Origin of the sequence: Aquimarina sp. AU119 (assembly GCF_900312735.1) — a bacterium.
GTDB lineage: Bacteria > Bacteroidota > Bacteroidia > Flavobacteriales > Flavobacteriaceae > Aquimarina > Aquimarina algiphila.
Genome location: NZ_OMPF01000022.1, coordinates 505491 through 523679, shown reverse-complemented (window position 1 = coordinate 523679; position 18189 = coordinate 505491). Strand labels below are relative to the sequence as shown.

At 31.1% G+C, this 18189-nt stretch carries 14 protein-coding genes; 7 read left to right on the top strand and 7 right to left on the bottom strand.

Going from position 1 to position 18189, the window contains the following annotated elements; all coding sequences use genetic code 11:
* Nucleotides 1–20: 20 nt before the first annotated feature.
* From DK442_RS20135 to DK442_RS20125, 3 genes are read left to right on the top strand one after another with little or no spacing between them, the layout of a single operon-like run.
* Complete coding sequence (locus tag DK442_RS20135; RefSeq protein ID WP_143918288.1) at nt 21–2261, top strand: NeuD/PglB/VioB family sugar acetyltransferase; 2241 nt, start codon at nt 21–23, stop codon at nt 2259–2261.
* A 41-nt stretch (nt 2262–2302) separates the two neighbouring features.
* Nucleotides 2303–3391, top strand: a complete 1089-nt coding sequence (locus tag DK442_RS20130; protein WP_109437684.1) for a GNAT family N-acetyltransferase — start codon at nt 2303–2305, stop codon at nt 3389–3391.
* Complete coding sequence (locus tag DK442_RS20125) at nt 3388–4545, top strand: GNAT family N-acetyltransferase (RefSeq protein WP_109437683.1); 1158 nt, start codon at nt 3388–3390, stop codon at nt 4543–4545. The genes DK442_RS20130 and DK442_RS20125 overlap by 4 nt, the downstream gene beginning before the upstream one ends.
* Nucleotides 4546–4583: 38 nt before the next feature.
* On the opposite strand, the gene DK442_RS20120 is transcribed toward DK442_RS20125, so the two are convergent.
* Nucleotides 4584–5558, bottom strand: coding sequence for a hypothetical protein (locus DK442_RS20120; protein ID WP_109437682.1), 975 nt, complete (start codon nt 5556–5558; stop codon nt 4584–4586).
* A 39-nt stretch (nt 5559–5597) separates the two neighbouring features.
* A complete protein-coding gene (locus tag DK442_RS20115; protein WP_109437681.1) occupies nt 5598–7049 on the bottom strand; it encodes an MBOAT family protein in 1452 nt (483 codons plus the stop codon).
* A 696-nt stretch (nt 7050–7745) separates the two neighbouring features.
* Here DK442_RS20115 and DK442_RS20110 point away from each other — a divergent pair.
* From DK442_RS20110 to DK442_RS20095, 4 genes are all read left to right on the top strand, one after another.
* Entirely contained in the window at nt 7746–8879 is a 1134-nt protein-coding gene (locus tag DK442_RS20110) for a DegT/DnrJ/EryC1/StrS aminotransferase family protein (protein ID WP_109437680.1), read from the top strand.
* A complete protein-coding gene (locus DK442_RS20105; protein ID WP_109437679.1) occupies nt 8876–10804 on the top strand; it encodes a nucleoside-diphosphate sugar epimerase/dehydratase in 1929 nt (642 codons plus the stop codon). The genes DK442_RS20110 and DK442_RS20105 overlap by 4 nt, the downstream gene beginning before the upstream one ends.
* A gap of 178 nt (nt 10805–10982) precedes the next feature.
* Complete coding sequence (locus DK442_RS20100; RefSeq protein WP_109437678.1) at nt 10983–11777, top strand: polysaccharide biosynthesis/export family protein; 795 nt, start codon at nt 10983–10985, stop codon at nt 11775–11777.
* 8 nt (nt 11778–11785) lie between these two features.
* Nucleotides 11786–14140, top strand: coding sequence for a polysaccharide biosynthesis tyrosine autokinase (locus tag DK442_RS20095; RefSeq protein ID WP_109437677.1), 2355 nt, complete (start codon nt 11786–11788; stop codon nt 14138–14140).
* Between the two features lie 10 nt (nt 14141–14150).
* Here DK442_RS20095 and DK442_RS20090 read toward each other — a convergent pair whose 3' ends face one another.
* The 5 genes from DK442_RS20090 to DK442_RS20070 all read right to left on the bottom strand — a co-directional run bounded on the left by DK442_RS20090 (nt 14151) and on the right by DK442_RS20070 (nt 17990).
* Nucleotides 14151–14888, bottom strand: coding sequence for a tyrosine-protein phosphatase (locus DK442_RS20090; protein WP_109437676.1), 738 nt, complete (start codon nt 14886–14888; stop codon nt 14151–14153).
* A 163-nt stretch (nt 14889–15051) separates the two neighbouring features.
* Nucleotides 15052–15786, bottom strand: coding sequence for a head GIN domain-containing protein (locus DK442_RS20085; RefSeq protein WP_109437675.1), 735 nt, complete (start codon nt 15784–15786; stop codon nt 15052–15054).
* 26 nt (nt 15787–15812) lie between these two features.
* Nucleotides 15813–16904 carry a hypothetical protein gene (locus DK442_RS20080; RefSeq protein WP_109437870.1) on the bottom strand — a complete coding sequence of 364 codons (1092 nt, stop codon included), beginning with the start codon at nt 16902–16904 and terminating at the stop codon, nt 15813–15815.
* Nucleotides 16885–17445: a hypothetical protein gene (locus DK442_RS20075; protein ID WP_109437674.1), complete on the bottom strand. Its 561-nt coding sequence runs from the start codon at nt 17443–17445 to the stop codon at nt 16885–16887. Before DK442_RS20075 ends, DK442_RS20080 begins: the two co-directional genes overlap by 20 nt.
* Complete coding sequence (locus DK442_RS20070) at nt 17442–17990, bottom strand: RNA polymerase sigma factor (RefSeq protein ID WP_109437673.1); 549 nt, start codon at nt 17988–17990, stop codon at nt 17442–17444. Before DK442_RS20070 ends, DK442_RS20075 begins: the two co-directional genes overlap by 4 nt.
* Between the last annotated feature and the right edge of the window lie 199 nt (nt 17991–18189).

The following is an 18189-nucleotide window of genomic DNA, read 5'->3' as shown; positions in this document are numbered from 1 at the left end:
AAATCAACTTAACTATAGTAATGAGGAAAATGGAAATAGCTGGAAAATCTAATAAAATAAGGATTTATGGAGCTGGCGGTCATTCTCAGGTAATACGAGAGGTATTAGAAGAGAATGGTTATGAAGTAACCGAAACTTTTGATGACAAGCCTTCTGGTCGACATTATGCATCAAAAAATGTAACTTCTGGAGCTAGAGGAAATCTAAAAGAATTTCCGCATGAAGGACATCCTGTAATTGTTGCAGTAGGTATTAATGCCGAAAGAGCAGAGATTGCGGGATTTCTTAAAAGTGATTTTGAAAAAGCGATACATCAATCCGCAATTATAGCGCCCACTGCAAAAATAGGAGAAGGTACTGTAGTCTTTGCAGGAGCAATCATTCAGCCAAATACTGTGATCGGAAAACATGTAATCATTAACACTGCAGCAAGTATCGATCATGATAATGTTATAGGAGATTATGCCCATATTTCACCTAAAGCTGCATTATGCGGTCATGTAGAAGTGGGAGAAGGTTCTCATGTTGGTGTTGGAGCCGTAGTAATACCAAAAGTAAAGATTGGGAAATGGTGTACTATAGGAGCCGGAACAGTAGTGTTAAAAGATGTGCCGGATTATTCTACTGTAGTAGGTAACCCAGGTAAAATAATTAAAACAAAACAACCGGAAATGTCGCTTAATAATACGCCCAAATCATCTGATGTTACATTCATTGGTTCTGGTATTTCGTCATCTTTTACTATTCTACACTTTTTGGATTTGATAGAAGGTAGTAAAGACCAGAGAAAGATAAATATTAATATTATTGATAAATATGAAGAATTTCATACTGGTATCCCATACGGGGGGCGATCAGGGTTTTCTGTACATTTAATAACCTCTCTAAAAAACTTTCTTCCGGAACCAGAACTAGGAAAGTTTATTAGATGGCTTAATAATAATAAGAATTGGTTAATTGATGAGTTAAAAAAAGATGGAGGGCAATTGTCCCTGGAGTGGATATCTACACATGCTGCGAAAATAGAAAATAACGAATGGGAAGATCTATTTATTCCTCGTCGTTTTTTTGGATGGTATATAAATGAAAAAGTAAAAACGAGATTAGAAGACTTTAAAATACAAGGGTTAATTAATGTTAATTATATTAACCAAGAAGTGGTAGATCTAGAAAAGACAGAGCATAGTTATATCGTATCCTTAAAGGATAAAAAAACGATAGTATCAGAGAAAGTAATTCTTTCTGTTGGATCTCTTCCTGTAAATCATCTTTGGAAGAATGAAGATTTGATAGAAGAAGATAATATGCTCTTTATTAATGATCCTTACAAGCCCGAGCTAAAAAAGACGCTAAATAAAATAGGAAGTTTTCTTGAGAAAAAACCAAGTCAAAAAGTAAATGTTCTTATCGTAGGAGCAAATGCAAGTGGTCTTGAGATGCTTTATAAATTAAATGATATTGAGAGTATAACATCTCACATCAATAAGTTTATGTTTCTTTCTACCCAAGGACTGTTGCCTGATTCTGTAATTGATGAAGAGCAAAGAAAAGAGTATACACCGTTTAATTTACAGGCACTAGCCAAAGAAAATAATGTAACTGCAAAAGGAATTGCAGAAGCTACATTTAAAGATCTTGATTATGCAGATGAGATGCATTTGGGAGCTGCGTCAACAGTTGATATCATATCAAAAGCATTTGGTTCTTTATTAGGAAAACTTAGTCCTCAGGAATTAAAGAAGTTTGCATGTCATTATGGTAATGAAATTGGTAGAAGACAAAGATGTGCCGGTTATCATTATTCTAAAGTAATCGATGGGTTAAAAGAAGAAGGACGTTTTCATCATATTGCGGGAAGATTTACCAATATTATTAAAACCGAAAATAATGAGTATTCTTTAGAGTATTTGGACACGCAATCAGGACAAAATAAAATATCTGAAGAATCAGTGCATCTGGTTATTAATTGCGTAGGAAGTACTAATCTAACAAAAAATAATATTCCTGAATTATTAAAAAATTTAATAGATAAAGGATATTGCAAGCCAAACGATTCTAAAATTGGGTTTGATGTGAATGAAGCTTTAGAATCAAAAGAAAACTTACATATTGTAGGACCATTACTTGCTGGAAATACTTTTGAAGGAAAAGCAGTTTGGCATGTGGAGCATTGTGGAAGAATCATATGGCTATCCCATGTGTTATCACAAAAAATCAATGATTATTTTTTTGAGAATACCGAGTTAAAAGAAGATTGCTAAATGAGCTAATAAACAACCATACCTAACTAATACCTGTACAATTGAAACAAAACTACAAACTAGTAATAAAAAACCTTGATGATAGCTCAGAGATCTTGGCATATAAGTCTCTGCTTCAGAATAGATGGAATAATAATGTATATTATTCTATTGAGCATTTACAATATTTTGAGAAAGATTCTGATGCATTAAAGTGTTTTTTGTTCGAGAAAGAAGATGCTCCAATCATTCTTATGCCTTTTGTTTTTAGAAAAATAACAATAAAAGAAAAAGAACTTCCTTATTTCGATGTGATTAGTCCATATGGTTATAATGGACCTTTATTTGATGATGCTGTTTCTGAAGAAGATGTTATCGAATTTTGGAGACATGTAGATCAATGGTATGTCGATAACAATGTTATTGCAGAGTTTGTTCGTTTTAGTTTAAATGGAAATTCTAATGGATATTCTGGTGCACTAATAGAATCTCTTTTCAATGTTAGAGGTAATCTTTTAGATAATTTTGAAGATCAATGGACCGCATTCTTACCAAAAGTGAGAAATAACTATAGAAAAGCAGTAAATTATAATTTAGAGTTTAAAGTATTTCATAAAGAACAAATTACCAAAGACATCATTAAAATTTTTAATGATATCTATGTTAGTACCATGAATAGAAATAATGCAGATAGTATTTATTTTTTTTCAAATTCATATTTTGAAAATTTGATATTATCTAATTTGGGTAATTTTTCTATAGCAATTGCATATTTTGAAAACATTCCTATTTCTATAGAGCTTATTATTAATTATAAAGACACATTTTTTGCCTTTCTTGGAGGAACCGATGCAGAGTATTTTAGTTATAGACCAAACGATTTCTTAAGAGTAAAAATCATTGAATGGGCTATTCAAAACAAAATGAAACATTATGTTTTAGGTGGTGGTATGAGAGATGGTGATGGGTTGTATAAAAGTAAAAAAGCCTTGTTTCCTAAAGATCAAGATGTCATGTTCTATACGGGTAGAAAAATTGTTAATAAGGAAGTTTATAATGAATTGTGCTCCTCTGCTAATGCAGATTTTATTAAGATTGAAGAAGAGGATTTGAAGAATCACTTTTTCCCATTTTATAGATCTTGTGTATGAAAAAAGAGCATGTTGATTATTTTTTTGAGCTATTTGAAAAAAATTCAATTCCCAAAATATTTTCAAAAATAGAAAGTTTCGGGAGTGATGAATCATTGGTGAATTCTAATTATGATAAAAATATAGTTGAGAATTCTGATAGAATCTATTCTGTTTTTTTTATTCCTGATTACTTAAAACCAGTATTTAATCATCAGGTGTTTAATGCCAAAAAGATTAATCAATTTTTTAAAGGGTATGCTATTTTTCTTGATGGTTTTATCAGTGCTGATGCATATATAAAACATCGCTTTAGAAGTAATGCAAAAGGAATAAGGAGGAGAATCAAAAGGCTAGAGTCTTGTTTTCAAATTTCTTATAAGACATATTTTGGATCTATTGAAAAGGAAGAATATGACGTTTTGATGGATTGTTTACATGAAATGTTAGTTAAAAGATTCGAGCAACGAAATGATGTAAGTCAGAGTTTATTAAGATGGGATCATTATGTAAAAATGTACTATTCTTTGATCAATGAAAAGAAGGCATCTCTATTTGTAGTTATGAATGGTGATACTCCTATCGTAGTATCCTTAAATCACCATTTTAATGAACGATTATTTAGTTCTATATCGTCATATGATATTGATTACGGAAAATTTAGCTTGGGAAGTGTAGAGATTTATAAAAAATTAGATTGGTGTATTGCTAATAATCATAAATCTTACGAAATGGGGATGGGAGATTTGAGCTATAAGCGAGAATGGTGCAATCATATATATAATTTTGAACATCAAATTATTTACCCAAAAAAATCGATTTCGGCCTATCTGGGAGCAATGATTGAATATACAAAAGCTAGTTTTAAAGAATTTGTATTTAAAGTAGCTTATGTAAGGTATAAAAAGTTTAAAGCAAAACGTAAAAAAGGCGCCTCTCATGAGCTATCATATACAGCCTCTGCTATAGAAGAGATTCAGAATGACTTACCATATAATACCGTGATTGATTATAATGCTCGGGAATTTTTGTTCTTAAGAAAATTGGTGTTTGATTTCTTGTATACAAGTATAGAAAACGTTTCTAACGTAAAAGTTTTAGAGATTTCAAAAGAACAGAAAACATTCCTGATCATTGGAAATAAAAAAATGCAACGGATTACATTTAATGATTAATATTTAAAATGAAATAAACGTCTAGGTGATTTAAGAAACTATTGTTCAGATTTCAGTTGTTTTTTGTTTATATACTTTGAAATAAGCTGAGCAATAAGTTCTCTTCCATGATTATTCCAATGTCTATCATAGATTAATGTTGTTGGGCGATCAGAGGCTTCAAAAGAGGATGCGAAATCAATGTAATTAAAGTCGTTTTTCTCTAAGTAAGATAAGAAGAATGTACTTGTTATTCTAGAATCTAAGAGAAGAGTATAACGCTGTTTATCGTATCCATATTTGGAGATTAAATTTTCAAAATTAGCTAAATATTTTTTTTCATTTGCCTCTTTGATGCGTGAAGCTTCAAGCTCATCGATAGGTTTTTTCTTTGGTTTGGATTTAATAATATTAATAATTCGATATACTAATTCTTGTGGAGGATCTAAGATTCCAATACTTTTTGCATAGACCAGTAACTTACTTTTTTTTAAAAGTTTATTCATAGGAGATTCTAGGGCGAGTCGACTATTAACTACGTCGTATTCACCGCGATTGAGATCGTTAGAGAATTTTATACCTAAAATGATATGATCAATTAATAAAAACTGTTCTTTATATGCGTGGGTCAGATGTAACTGATCGGCAAAATCATATCCTGCATATCCATACTCGTATACTTCAATTTCTGGAATTGATTTTTCGATTTTTTTACCAATAGAATTGTAATAATTTTGATGAAATCCTTCTATAAAAGAATCTCCAACGAGTGCAATTTCAGTTTTCTCTTTTGTAGGGTTGAACTCTCTATAAGAATTGAATCCTGAGGTATTGATATGATATTCAGAGAAATTTTGTCGTCTGTTACCAGTAACAGAAAATCCATTTTGGTTGGGCTTCCATTTTTCAACTTTATGCTCATCAAGAAATCGGGTAGGAGTGTCTTTTCCTAAATGAAAAACACGAACTAATCCTTCTAATGTAATAAGTATTAGAAAAGCATAAAGAACACTTTTTAAAATTAATTTTTTCATCCTATTTCTTTTACCTCTATTTTTTACATCATTATTAGATTAGAATTGGAAATAAATAAAAGACCTGTCAATATTGTCATCAAAGAATAATAACATTCCTAAAATTACCAAAGTATACGCTAAAAAACGTGTAATTCGGGATTTAAATTTAAATGGAGAACGTTCATCTCTTCGTATTCTAAATTCATATAAAATAAAAATTCCAAGTAGAATAAAATAATCGATCATTCTATATCCTAAAGGGTGTTGGTAGTTCTTGTAGGTAAAGTCAGAGCATATTTGTTGAAGAAAACCAAAAGCATCAGAGATCGATTCTGACCTGAAAAATACACGTGAAAATGTAACTAATGAAAAAGTGAGTAAAATTTGAGCTATTTCCTTAATACTGGGAAACCATTTGTTTTCTGCTACAACAGTATTCATATATATTCGATTTCTTCCCATTAGAAATACCGGGATATATAATAAAGCATGGATGGCTCCCCAAATAATAAAAGTCCAGTTAGCACCATGCCAAAACCCACTAACTAAAAATATAATAATAATATTTCTTATGGATTTTAATTTACCAACTCTATTTCCTCCTAAAGGGATGTATACATAATGTCGAAACCATGTGGATAAAGAAACATGCCATCGTTGCCAATATTCGGCAACATTTCTGGAGAAAGTTGGAAATTTAAAATTTGACATTAACTCTATCCCAAATAATTTGGCAGTTCCTATAGCAATATCAGAATATCCGCTAAAGTCACCATATACCTGGAAACTAAATAAGGAAACACCCAGAATTAGAGTAGAGGCAGGGTAGTCACTATAGTTAGCAAAAATGTCATCGACTATAGGTGCAATAGAGTCAGCGATTACTACTTTTTTAAATAATCCCCAAAGTATAAGCTTTAACCCTTCTGTACATTGAATGTAGTTAAAAAGTCTTTTTGTTGTGATTTGTGATAATAAATTAGAAGCCCTTTCTATGGGGCCGGCTACTAGCTGGGGGAAAAAACTTACAAATGTAGCAAATGCAATAAAATTTTTGGTAGGAGTCAATCTCTTATAATATATATCAAGAGAATATGACATGGTTTGAAATGTATAAAACGAGATTCCAACAGGTAGAATAATTTGTAATGTCCAGGTACTTTTTAATTCATATCCAAAAAATGAAAGGAAATCAACCCATGAACCTATAAAGAAATTGTAGTATTTGAAAAACCCCAGTAATCCAATGTTAAAGATGATGCTTACCCAGAGCCAAGACTTTCTCATTCTATTGGTATCACTACTATGGATAGCCTTACCAACAAAAAAATCAACCAAAGTACTTGCCAAAATGAGAAATAAAAACCTCCAATCCCATAAACCATAAAAGATATAGCTAGCAGTAAGAATAAAAAAATTCTGGATTTGAAGTTTTTTATAAAAAATAAACCAATAGAGTACAAAAACAATTGGTAGGAATATGAAAAAATCTAATGAATTAAATAACATTTATTTTAATATAATTATAAAATTCGGGGAAGGTTATACAAAAGGATTAATATATGATAAAAATCCCTCTAGATTTGAAGGATGTAAATTTTATGTATTTAATTATATAAATCAAATATTTACTTAACTATTTTTAATTTTATCCTGTATTCTAAAGTGATATATAAGTATCTTGATTTTATAAAGGGGGAAATCCCCCTTTTATAAACAGGTTTAACCCTTGGTGGTTTAAGTGATTATTAAACTATACTTGTGGTACCCAAAATAAAAGGCTGACAATGATCAATTGTAAGATTTACGGTATGAATTTTGATTGATGAATAACCGCGATAAAATTAGTTTTATCTGCGTTTAAAAATAAATAGAAAAGTATTATTACAAGTAATTTAGCACAAAGGATATAATACTTTTCTTACGGGATTACCGTAAAGTAAGACAAAATCAATATAGAGATGAGTCATTGAACGAATTTTTTAAGTATTCTGTCTAAAAAATCAAATTTTAAGTTGATAATTGATTTAACTAAACTATTTTAGCCGTGGAAAATAAATTAAGAATAAATTCGAAAAAAGGAAGTTCTACCCCCCTTCTTCCAGCGTTTTTTAGATTGTCATGAAAAGAAGTTTGATTAATGATTATACTGTTGTGTAGTCTGTAGTCAACAGTAGATTATTGTTCATTATTAATGGGAAAATTATGAATATAATTGATTCTAAAAGAATATGGCTTTCTTCACCGCATATGGGTGGAACAGAGCAAAAATTCGTTAAAGAAGCATTTGATACAAATTGGGTGGCTCCACTTGGTCCAAACGTAAATGGATTTGAAAGTGATCTTGAAACTTATCTTGGAGAAAATGTTCATGCTGCCGCATTAAGTTCTGGTACGGCTTCATTGCATCTGGGTTTAAAATTACTTGATGTGGGTGTTGATGATGAAGTTCTATGTCAGAGTTTTACTTTTGCTGCTTCGGCTAATCCAATAGTTTATCTTGGGGCAAAACCTGTTTTTATAGATAGTGAAAGAGATACCTGGAATATTTGCCCTCAACAACTTGAAATTGCAATAAAGGATAGAATTGCTAAAGGTAAAAAGCCAAAGGCAATTATTGCTGTACACTTGTACGGTATGCCTTATAATATTGAAGCAGTTCATAACATTGCTTCAGAATATAGAATCCCCATATTAGAAGATAGTGCAGAAGCCTTAGGAAGTTCTTATCAAGGAATTAAGTGTGGTACTTTTGGAGATATATCAATCCTTTCCTTTAATGGTAACAAAATAATTACTACATCGGGAGGAGGCTCATTAATTTCTAAAAACAAAGAGCATAGGGATAAAGCAATTTTTTGGGCAACACAGTCCAGAGATAATGCACCTCATTATGAGCACTCAGAGATAGGATATAACTATCGAATGAGTAATATTACCGCAGGTATTGGAAGAGGACAAATGGAAGTTTTGGAACCTCATGTAAATAACAGACGCAGTAATTTTGAATTTTACAAAAAGAATCTTGAAGATTCCTCCGAAATTAAGTTTTTAGAAGAGCCTTCAGGATATTATTCTAATAGATGGCTTACATGTATTGAGACTAGCTCTTATCAACTAAGAGAGGCAATACGTTTGTCATTAGTAGAAGAAAATATAGAGTCAAGACCGTTATGGAAACCCATGCACCAACAAGCTGTATTTGCAGATTGTGATGCTTACCTCAATGGAATTTCTGATGACCTATTTGATCGAGGACTTTGCTTACCGAGCGGGTCTAATCTTGAAGAAGATGATTTATATAGAATTGTATCAGTAATTAAAAATGTTTTGAGATGATTAAGAATTACCTAATAAATAATTCCCATAAACACGCGTCTAAATGGCTTGTGTTATCAATTGACGTGTCCATAACGATTTTTAATTTCTTTTTGGCATACGTGGTTAGGTTCGGGATTACACTAAATTTTGATACTACAAATCTGTTGTATCAATTACCAATAGTTGCAGGTTTGTCGGCATTAAGTTTCTTGTTAATAGGTTCCTACAAAGGTGTAGTGAGACATACAGGAATGCGAGATGCATACAATTTGTTTTTGGCAGTTACTATTCTAATTACGCTTACCGGATTTTTAATGGCTTTTAGTAGAATGTCTCTAATGCCAGAATTGTTAAATATTCCTGTATCAATAATATGTATTCATTATTTATTAAATATTATAACACTTACAACAAGTCGTTTGATATTCAAGTATTGTTACTATTATGTCAAATCAAAAATTGGTGAAACTTCAAGAATTTTGATTTATGGTGCTGGGGATTCTGGTTTAATTACCCAAGCAGCAATAACTAATGATTCTAATCGATCACTATCAGTAATTGGATTTGTTGATGATAACCCCCAAAAAATTGGGAAAACCATAAACGGAATTAAGGTATATTCGTCAGGTTCTGTCAATCAAAATTTTGTTACAAAGAACAATATCAAAGAGATTGTAGTATCTATTCCTCATATCAATAAGAAGAGATTGTCTGAGATTTCAGATAACTTACTAAAACTTCCAGTTACTGTAAAAATTATACCTGCGGTTAATGATTGGATTGATGGAAAACTAAAAGTTTCTCAGATCAAAGAAATTCAAATCGAAGATCTTTTAGAGAGGGCTCCTATTAATATGGATAATCAGAATATTAAGGAGGAACTTGATGATAAGGTTATCTTGATCACCGGAGCAGCTGGATCAATTGGTAGTGAGATTGTAAGACAGGCGTCATATTATAGCTATAAGCATCTCGTATTGGTGGATCAAGCAGAATCTCCTTTATATGATTTACAACAAGAGCTTCTTAGTAAGGGAGTTACTAATTTCACTCCAATCGTTGCAGATATTAGAGATCATCAAAGGATAGAAACTATTTTTGAAAAGTATAGACCTAATATGGTCTTTCATGCAGCGGCTTATAAGCATGTACCTCTTATGGAAAATAATCCTTGTGAGGCTATAAAGATTAATGTTTTAGGAACCAGAAAACTTGCTGATTTATCATCTGAGTTTGGAGTCGATAAATTTGTTTTTGTTTCTACCGATAAAGCGGTTAATCCTACTAATGTAATGGGAGCGACTAAGAGAGTTGCCGAAATGTATATTAAGTGTCTACATAAAAGTAGTAAAACTAAATTCATAACAACCAGGTTTGGAAATGTATTAGGTTCTAATGGTTCTGTAATACCATTGTTTAAAAAACAAATTCAAAAAGGAGGTCCATTAACCGTAACTCATAAAGACGTAACTCGTTTCTTTATGACAATTCCAGAGGCATCACAACTAGTAATTGAAGCAGGAACAATGGGTAATGGTGGTGAAATATTCATTTTTGATATGGGTGAATCGGTTAAGATATTTGATCTTGCTAAAAAAATGATAAGGCTATCCGGGCTTAATTATCCTGATGACATTGATATAAAAATCACAGGCCTTAGACCGGGAGAAAAATTATATGAAGAGCTTTTAGCAGATACTGAAAATACTTTGCCAACATATCATAAGAAAATAATGATAAGTAGATTTGATGATAACGATTGCTTAATGATTAAAGATAAGATAGATGATCTTTGTATCATGAATTTACTTAATCAGGATCATCAAATTGTTGGAAAACTAAAAGAAATTGTACCTGAATTTATTTCTAACAATTCTACTTTTGAAAGTATTGATAAAATAAACAAAGAAAGTGTTCAAAATAAGTCTGGAGTACTTGTATAATATTCCTTAAAAAAAGATTGCAATAGTTTATTTCAAATCTAATGAAATAAACTATTACAATTTTATCTGACCATTAAAAGCCAATATATAACAGATAAGGCAAAATTTCATTGCTAAACTAAATAAAGTTATATTTTTGTGATTCATTATAAACACTTACTTATAAAGTTTTAAAAGTATGAGATTTAGATTTTTGTTTTTAGTTCTGGTTGTAATTTTGGTATTTTCATGTAAAGTCCCAACAGATGTGGTTTATTTTCAGGACTCTGCAAATAAGGAAGAAATTTCCTCAACTAACTCATTTACACCGGTTTTTAAGGTTGATGATATCGTAAGTATATTAATATCTGCAGCAGATATGGATGCTGCAAGGCCATTTAATTTAATGCAGGGATCTTCTATAAGTTCTTCTTCATTGGGAGAAAATGGCGGTGCGGGTGCTGCCGGGAACGGTGCTCCAGAACCAACATATCTAATAGACGAAGAAGGAAATATTGATTTTCCAGTTTTAGGAAGATTAAAAATAGCTGGACTTACACGTATTGAGGTAAAAGAAATGATCAAAGAAAAATTGAAAATTTATATTAATGACCCTATTGTAAGTGTAAGACTCAAAAATTTTAAAATAACAGTAATGGGGGAGGTTGCAAGACCTGGATCATATACAATACCTAATGAACGAGTAACAATAATAGAAGCTCTTGGTTTGGCTGGGGATATGACGATCAAAGGGAAAAGAGAAAATGTTATGGTGATTAGAGAAAATAAAGGCGTAAATACATATCATCGTGTTGACCTTACTTCTAAATCAATTTTTGAATCTCCTGTATACTATTTGGCTCAAAATGACGTACTTTACATAGAACCTAATCAGTCTAGAGTAAGAGAATCCAAAACACGTAATAATACCGTAGGTATTATTATTAGTATAGTTGGAGTTATTATATCTACTGTTGGTTTAATCATAAGATAATATAATACATGATCTCCAATACGAATAACACGCCTACTACCGATACAAATTTTGATTCATCTTCTAGTTTTAGTTTTAATCTTAGAGATCAGATTATAAAATACCTTAAGAAATGGTATTGGTTTGTATTGAGTGTTGTTATTTTTGTCTCCTTGGCATATGTAAAGGTAAGGTATACCATTCCTCAGTATAATGTTTCATCTATGATAATAATTTCTCAAGATGAAAGTATTAGTGAATCCGAGTTGTCTGCCTTTAAAGATTTGGGTTTATTAGATGATTCTCAAAATAAAATCGAGAACGAAATTCAGATTATCAAGTCTAGAACATTGTTGACAAATGTAGTTAATAATCTAAATTTAAATGTACGCTACTTTAGCGAAGGAAGAATCTTAGAGGTTGAGAATTATCCAAAATCTTTAATTGAGATCAACTTTTTGTCAGATGATACTATTGTACATACAAAATCTCAGGTTTTTCATGTAAAAATCAATTCAGGAACATCTTTTTCTTTTCTGGATAAAAAAGGTAAAAAACTAAGTGATCATTCTTTTGGAAAAACAATAAGTAGTGGTGTAGGGGATATCGTTATTACTCCAAGTGTTGAAGATATCGAACCTCACCTTAACAAAACCATAAAGATTCAAATTGCTCCTGTAAAGTCTGTAGCAGAAGGATATAGAGGTAGATTATCAATTTCTCCGCTAAAGAATTCTTCTATAGTTAGAATTTCATTAAATGATCCGGTAAAAGAAAAAGCAAAAGATATTATCAATAACCTTGTTGAAGAATATAATAAAGCTACAATACAGAATAAAAAACAAGCCTCTGCAAGAACAGCAGATTTTATAAACGAACGTTTAGATCTTATTTCTGGTGATTTAACAGAGGTTGATGATGAAGCTGCTGGATATTTATCCAAATATGGACTTACAAATGATATAGGAGCACAAACACAACGGGTTGCTGATATAGATTCTAGGAATGTACAAGAAATAGCTCAGCTAAATACACAACTTAGTCTTATAGAATCGATGAGACGATTTGTGTTAAGTCAAGAAGGTAGGTATGATTTAGTTCCTGCAAACCTTGGTTTTGATGACCCTACAATTACTACTACGGTATCTAGATATAATGGATTAATCCTTCAACGACAACGATTATTGAAAACATCAAGTGTACAGAATCCTGTTGTAGTAAACATAGACCAACAAATAGATGGATTAAGACAAGTACTTATTGGTAGTTTGAATAGTTTAAGAAGTTCAATTAATATACGATTAAAAAGTCTTAGAACACAGGACCAGTATTTTAGTGGTAAATTATATAACGCTCCAATACGGCAAAAAGATCTACGAGTAATTGAAAGAGAACAAACAATTAAAGAACAGTTATACCTCTATCTTTTACAAAAAAGAGAAGAGGCAGAGATTACAAGCCATATAACATTATCTAATGCCAGAGTAATAGATAAAGCCTCAACTTTGAGCTCATATCCTGTGTCTCCTAATAAAAAAACAATATTTGCAGGAGCTTTTTTCTTAGGATTTGTGCTACCATTTTTGATTATTTATACCTCTGACTTATTAAATGTAAAAATACGTTCTAGAGAAGATCTGGAAAAAGTACTTTCAATGCCAATTATTGGATCTATTCCAAAGGTGAAATCAAAAAAACAAATTGTTATTTCTCAAAATGATAGATCTGGTATTGCTGAGGCATTTAGGATTTTGAGAACTAATCTTGATTTCCTTTTAGCGGGTATTAATAAGGATAAAGGAAAAGTTATTTTTGTCACTTCCACAATCTCAGGAGAAGGAAAAACATTAATTTCATCAAACTTGGCTAAGACCTTATCCATTTCTGGTAAAAAAGTAGCGTATTTGGGGACAGATTTGAGAGACCCAAAGTTTCATAAGTTCTTCGATTTACCTAATGGAAGAGATACAAAAGGACTTACTAACTATATAATGAATGCTGAATTAAATCCAGAAGATATTATATACAACGACAAAGAAGAAAATTCTTTTGATATTATACCATCTGGAGCTATTCCTCCAAATCCTGCAGAACTTCTTATGCAAGAACGAGTTAATTCTATGTTTGAGTATTTGCAAAGTGAGTATGATTATGTTGTTGTTGATACTGCTCCGGTTAGTCTAGTAACAGATACGCTGTTAATAGCAAAATTTGCAGATCTTAGTATTTATATAGTAAGAGAAAATTATTCTGACAAAAGAGTTTTACAAGTTCCAGAAAACTTCTATAGAGAGAAACGTTTGCCTAATATTGCCGTATTACTTAACGCAGCAGCTACCAAAACTGGTTATAATTATGGGTATGGATATGGTAAAAAGAAATAGATACGTTATATTAAGAAAAAATAGAATTTTTTTTCATTAACCTAGTTATTTTTTCAGCTACCTTTTTAGGGAATCCTTGTTGTAGTATTCCGAGTTGATGATAATTATGTATGTCTGATCCGGTAAAATCTATATAGTCAAGATCGATTAATTTCTTTGCAAAAGACTTAATGTTTTCCCCGTAATATCCAGATACAGATAACAAATTAAGCTGAAATAAAAACCCAGATTTTTTAAGTTCGTCATATTTTTTAAGATCATCTTCATAGAAAGAATATCGTTCTGGATGTGCAAGAATAGGGATATATCCAGCTAATTTAATTTCAAATAATATTTCATTAAGATTTATAGGAGGACCAAATGTCGACATCTCTACAAGGATATAATTCTCATGAAGAGGTAGAATGTCATTTTGTTTTAAACGATCATAAAACAAATCATCCATCATGTATTCTGCACTAGATAATAATTCAACACCTGTTATTCCAAGAGGGGTAAGAATCTCTTGCATTTCTTCTAGTTTGGTGCATATGGTTTGTGATGAATTTGGCCAAACGTCCTGAATAACATGGGGAGTTGTGATTACTTTTTTGATGCCAATTTTTTCTAATTGCTCTAGGATGTAAGCAGATTGATATACAGTCTTCACTCCATCATCAATACCAGGAAGAAGATGAGAATGAATATCTACATAGCCGTTAGGAACAACTTCATAAAAAGGGGTTTCTTTTTTTGATAAAAATGACAATATTGTTTTATTTGGGGTGAATTTAAACTAAAAAATACTTATTATATTGATATTTAACAATAACTGCAAGTATTTTTCAAAAATAGAGATTATTGAGCATAAAAAAAACTGTTTAAGAATGAACTCCATAAACAGTTTTTTTAATTGTTTTTAAATTGTGATATTAACGTTTTGTAATATCTCCGGATCCAGATACTTTTTTGTCTTCTTTTTCTGGATTTCCTTTATATGCAATATCTCCAGATCCTGATACTCGTGCTTTTAAAAATGAAGTCGCGGTGAGTTGGATATCTCCAGATCCTGATACAGCAGCATTGGCATTTTTTGCATTTAATTCATAAGCTTCGAGATCTCCAGACCCTGCAACACTACAGTTAAAACTATCTGTTTTTCCTTTTAAAACTAAATCTCCGGATCCAGATACTTGAGCATAGGTCTTATCTGTGTCTACTATAAGTTTGATATCACCAGAACCCGATACTGCTGTTTTAAATTCTGCAGCTTTAATAGTATCAGAGCTATAGACATCTCCCGATCCAGATAGAGTCACTTGAGTTAAATCTTTAAAAGGAACTGTAATTAATAGCTTTTTTCCAATAGATGGTTTTAAATAATATCCTTTTTGAACATATATTCTTAATGCATCACCTTCAACTTTAGTTTCGATATAATCAATAAGGTTACTTTCTCCTTCAATAGAAATTTTTCCTTCAGTTCCAGAAACCAAAGAGACGTCAAGGCTTCCTTTTACTTTAATCTGATCATAATCAGATGTAGTTCTTTCTTTAGTGGTCATATTACCGTCACCTTTAATTTTTTTTCCATTTCCCCACCATTGAGCCTGTACTGTAGTTATACTACATAGTGCTATACCTAATATAATTGTTGTTACTTTCATTTTGCTGATGTATTATAATTTGTGTATTAGTTTTTTCTTAGTTTAATTCCCCCATAGCTAGACGTAATATTAATTGTATTTCCGCTATTTGCCTCACCTTGATATCCTTGATACTCTTTTTTAGAACTTTTCACATATTTTTTCTGAACGGTGATGCTTTCATCAACCTTTACACCTCCATACGAAGTTTTGATTGAGAAATCAAAAGTACAACCGTTTTCATATCCGATATCTGCAGAAGTATAATCTGTTTTGATAGTTACATTTCTAAAAGAAGGTTGTAAAGACTGAATGGTAATGGATCCATAGTCAGAATCTATATTTAGTGCCTCAGAAATACTTCCGATTTTTGTACTTACGTAATCTGCTTGCCCAGTTACATCGCCTCCATTTTCTATTTTTATTGAACCATAATCACAGTTATAATTTAGGTTTTTTATCGATTTAAACTTTGATTTGGTATAATCGGCATTAAGATCAATTCTATCAGATTTACCTATTTCAAAATCAGAATAGTCAGCATTAATCTTTCCATTTTTCATATATTCTATAGTGCTATTATTTGTGTAATCTATATTGATGTAGTTGTCATTTCCTAACAATTCACCAAGGATAATTTGTCCATAATCACAATTGATTTTTGCAGTACCCTGTATTTTATCAAGATTAATATTTCCATAATCATTATTAAGGTCGATACTATTGGTTACCGGAACTTTTACGGTGTAGTTGATCTTCATGTTTAGATTGTTATTCCAACCGCTGGTCCATTTATCCCACCATGAGCTATCACTCTTATTAAAAGTAGTTCTGGCACTAACCATTTGAGATGAAGCATCAAATTCTACACCTATTGATTCTAATTTTTTTATAACTTTTTCTTCATCATTACCGCTTACTTTAATATTAATTTCCATGACGATCCGGTTTTCATTCCATGAAGTGATATCCAGATTACCATAATCATTACTAATTTTTAGTAAAGCATTTGCGTTCACCGAGAATTCTTTTTTCAATTTTTTTTCCTTGGTGTATTTCCCTTTTAAATCTCCATTATTGGCTAACGCTAAAGCTGGAATGAGTAATAATAAGATTATATTATAGTATAGAGTTTTCATTTTCTGATAATTTAAATTCTTTAATGTCATTAATTTTTTGAAGTACATCTTCTAACAAATTCGCTCGCTGCTGAAAGTTTTGAATCATTGCACTAATTACCCTTTTATCATTTCCACTATGAAAAAGATCTTTTTTTAGGGTTTCATAATCCGATTCCAATTTTTCTAATTGCAATATTGCATCGGTAACCAGTTTTTTCGTTTCTGGAGAAGAAATCTTATTGATTTCCTCTAGTTGCACTTGAATCGCAGAAGTGAAAAAACTTTGAGTTTCTTCCATTTGAGGTGAAACACTAGCTAAATCTACTTCTTCTTTGGTATCAATTTTAGAGGTCATAGTCACAATTCCAAATAGAATGGCAACAGAAGCTGCGATTGCAATTGGTGTATACCAATTCCTCTTTTTAGGCTTTAACGGAACGACTTTACCTTGACCTTGCAGTTTTTCTAAAAACCGCGCCTTGTGGTTAGCCGAAGGTTCGTATATGTCTAATTGATCCTCCATTCGTTCAAATAACTTTTCTATATTGTCATTGTTCATACAAATTGTATTTTTTTTCGTAAGCTTTCTTTTGCGCGCGAAACAAGCGTACGACAATTAGAATATGATATATTCATAATTTGACAGATCTCTTCATAATCATACCCCTCAATTAGATGTAATGATAATGCAGTGCTATAGCTGTCTTTTAGTTCAGTTAGCGTATTTAATACAGCATTCACCTTTACAGAAGCTAAATCTTCTTCTGCTATTCCTGTACTATCAGAAAGAGCATATTCTACAGTTTCTAAAGCTACTTCACGATGAAGACTATTTTTACGTGACACAGTTAAACTAGCATTAATAACTATTCTTTTTAACCATGCGCCAAACATATTATTGTCTTCTAGCATAGAGAGCTTGGTAAAAGCTGTCAAAAAAGCTTCTTGCATGACGTCTTCAGCTTCTGCGCTATCTTTTATGATTCTCAATGCCGTATTGTACATTGCTTTATAATAACGGTTATATGTTTCGAGCTGCGCATTTTGATCATGCTCTCGACATTTGGCTATTAGTTGCTCTGTATTTAGTTGGGTTAGTGACAAAAAAATTAATTTACTTTTAAATAAAGATATATATTGATTTGATTTGTTACAGTTTTAAAATATTTTTTTTAAAAACTTATGGCATAACAATTGAAATATAAATAATGAACGTATATTAAAACCCTAGTTTTATTAGGTTTAATGAAGTTTTAGTTGATTTAAATAAATTTTAAAAAGAAATGTTGTTTTGTAGTAATGA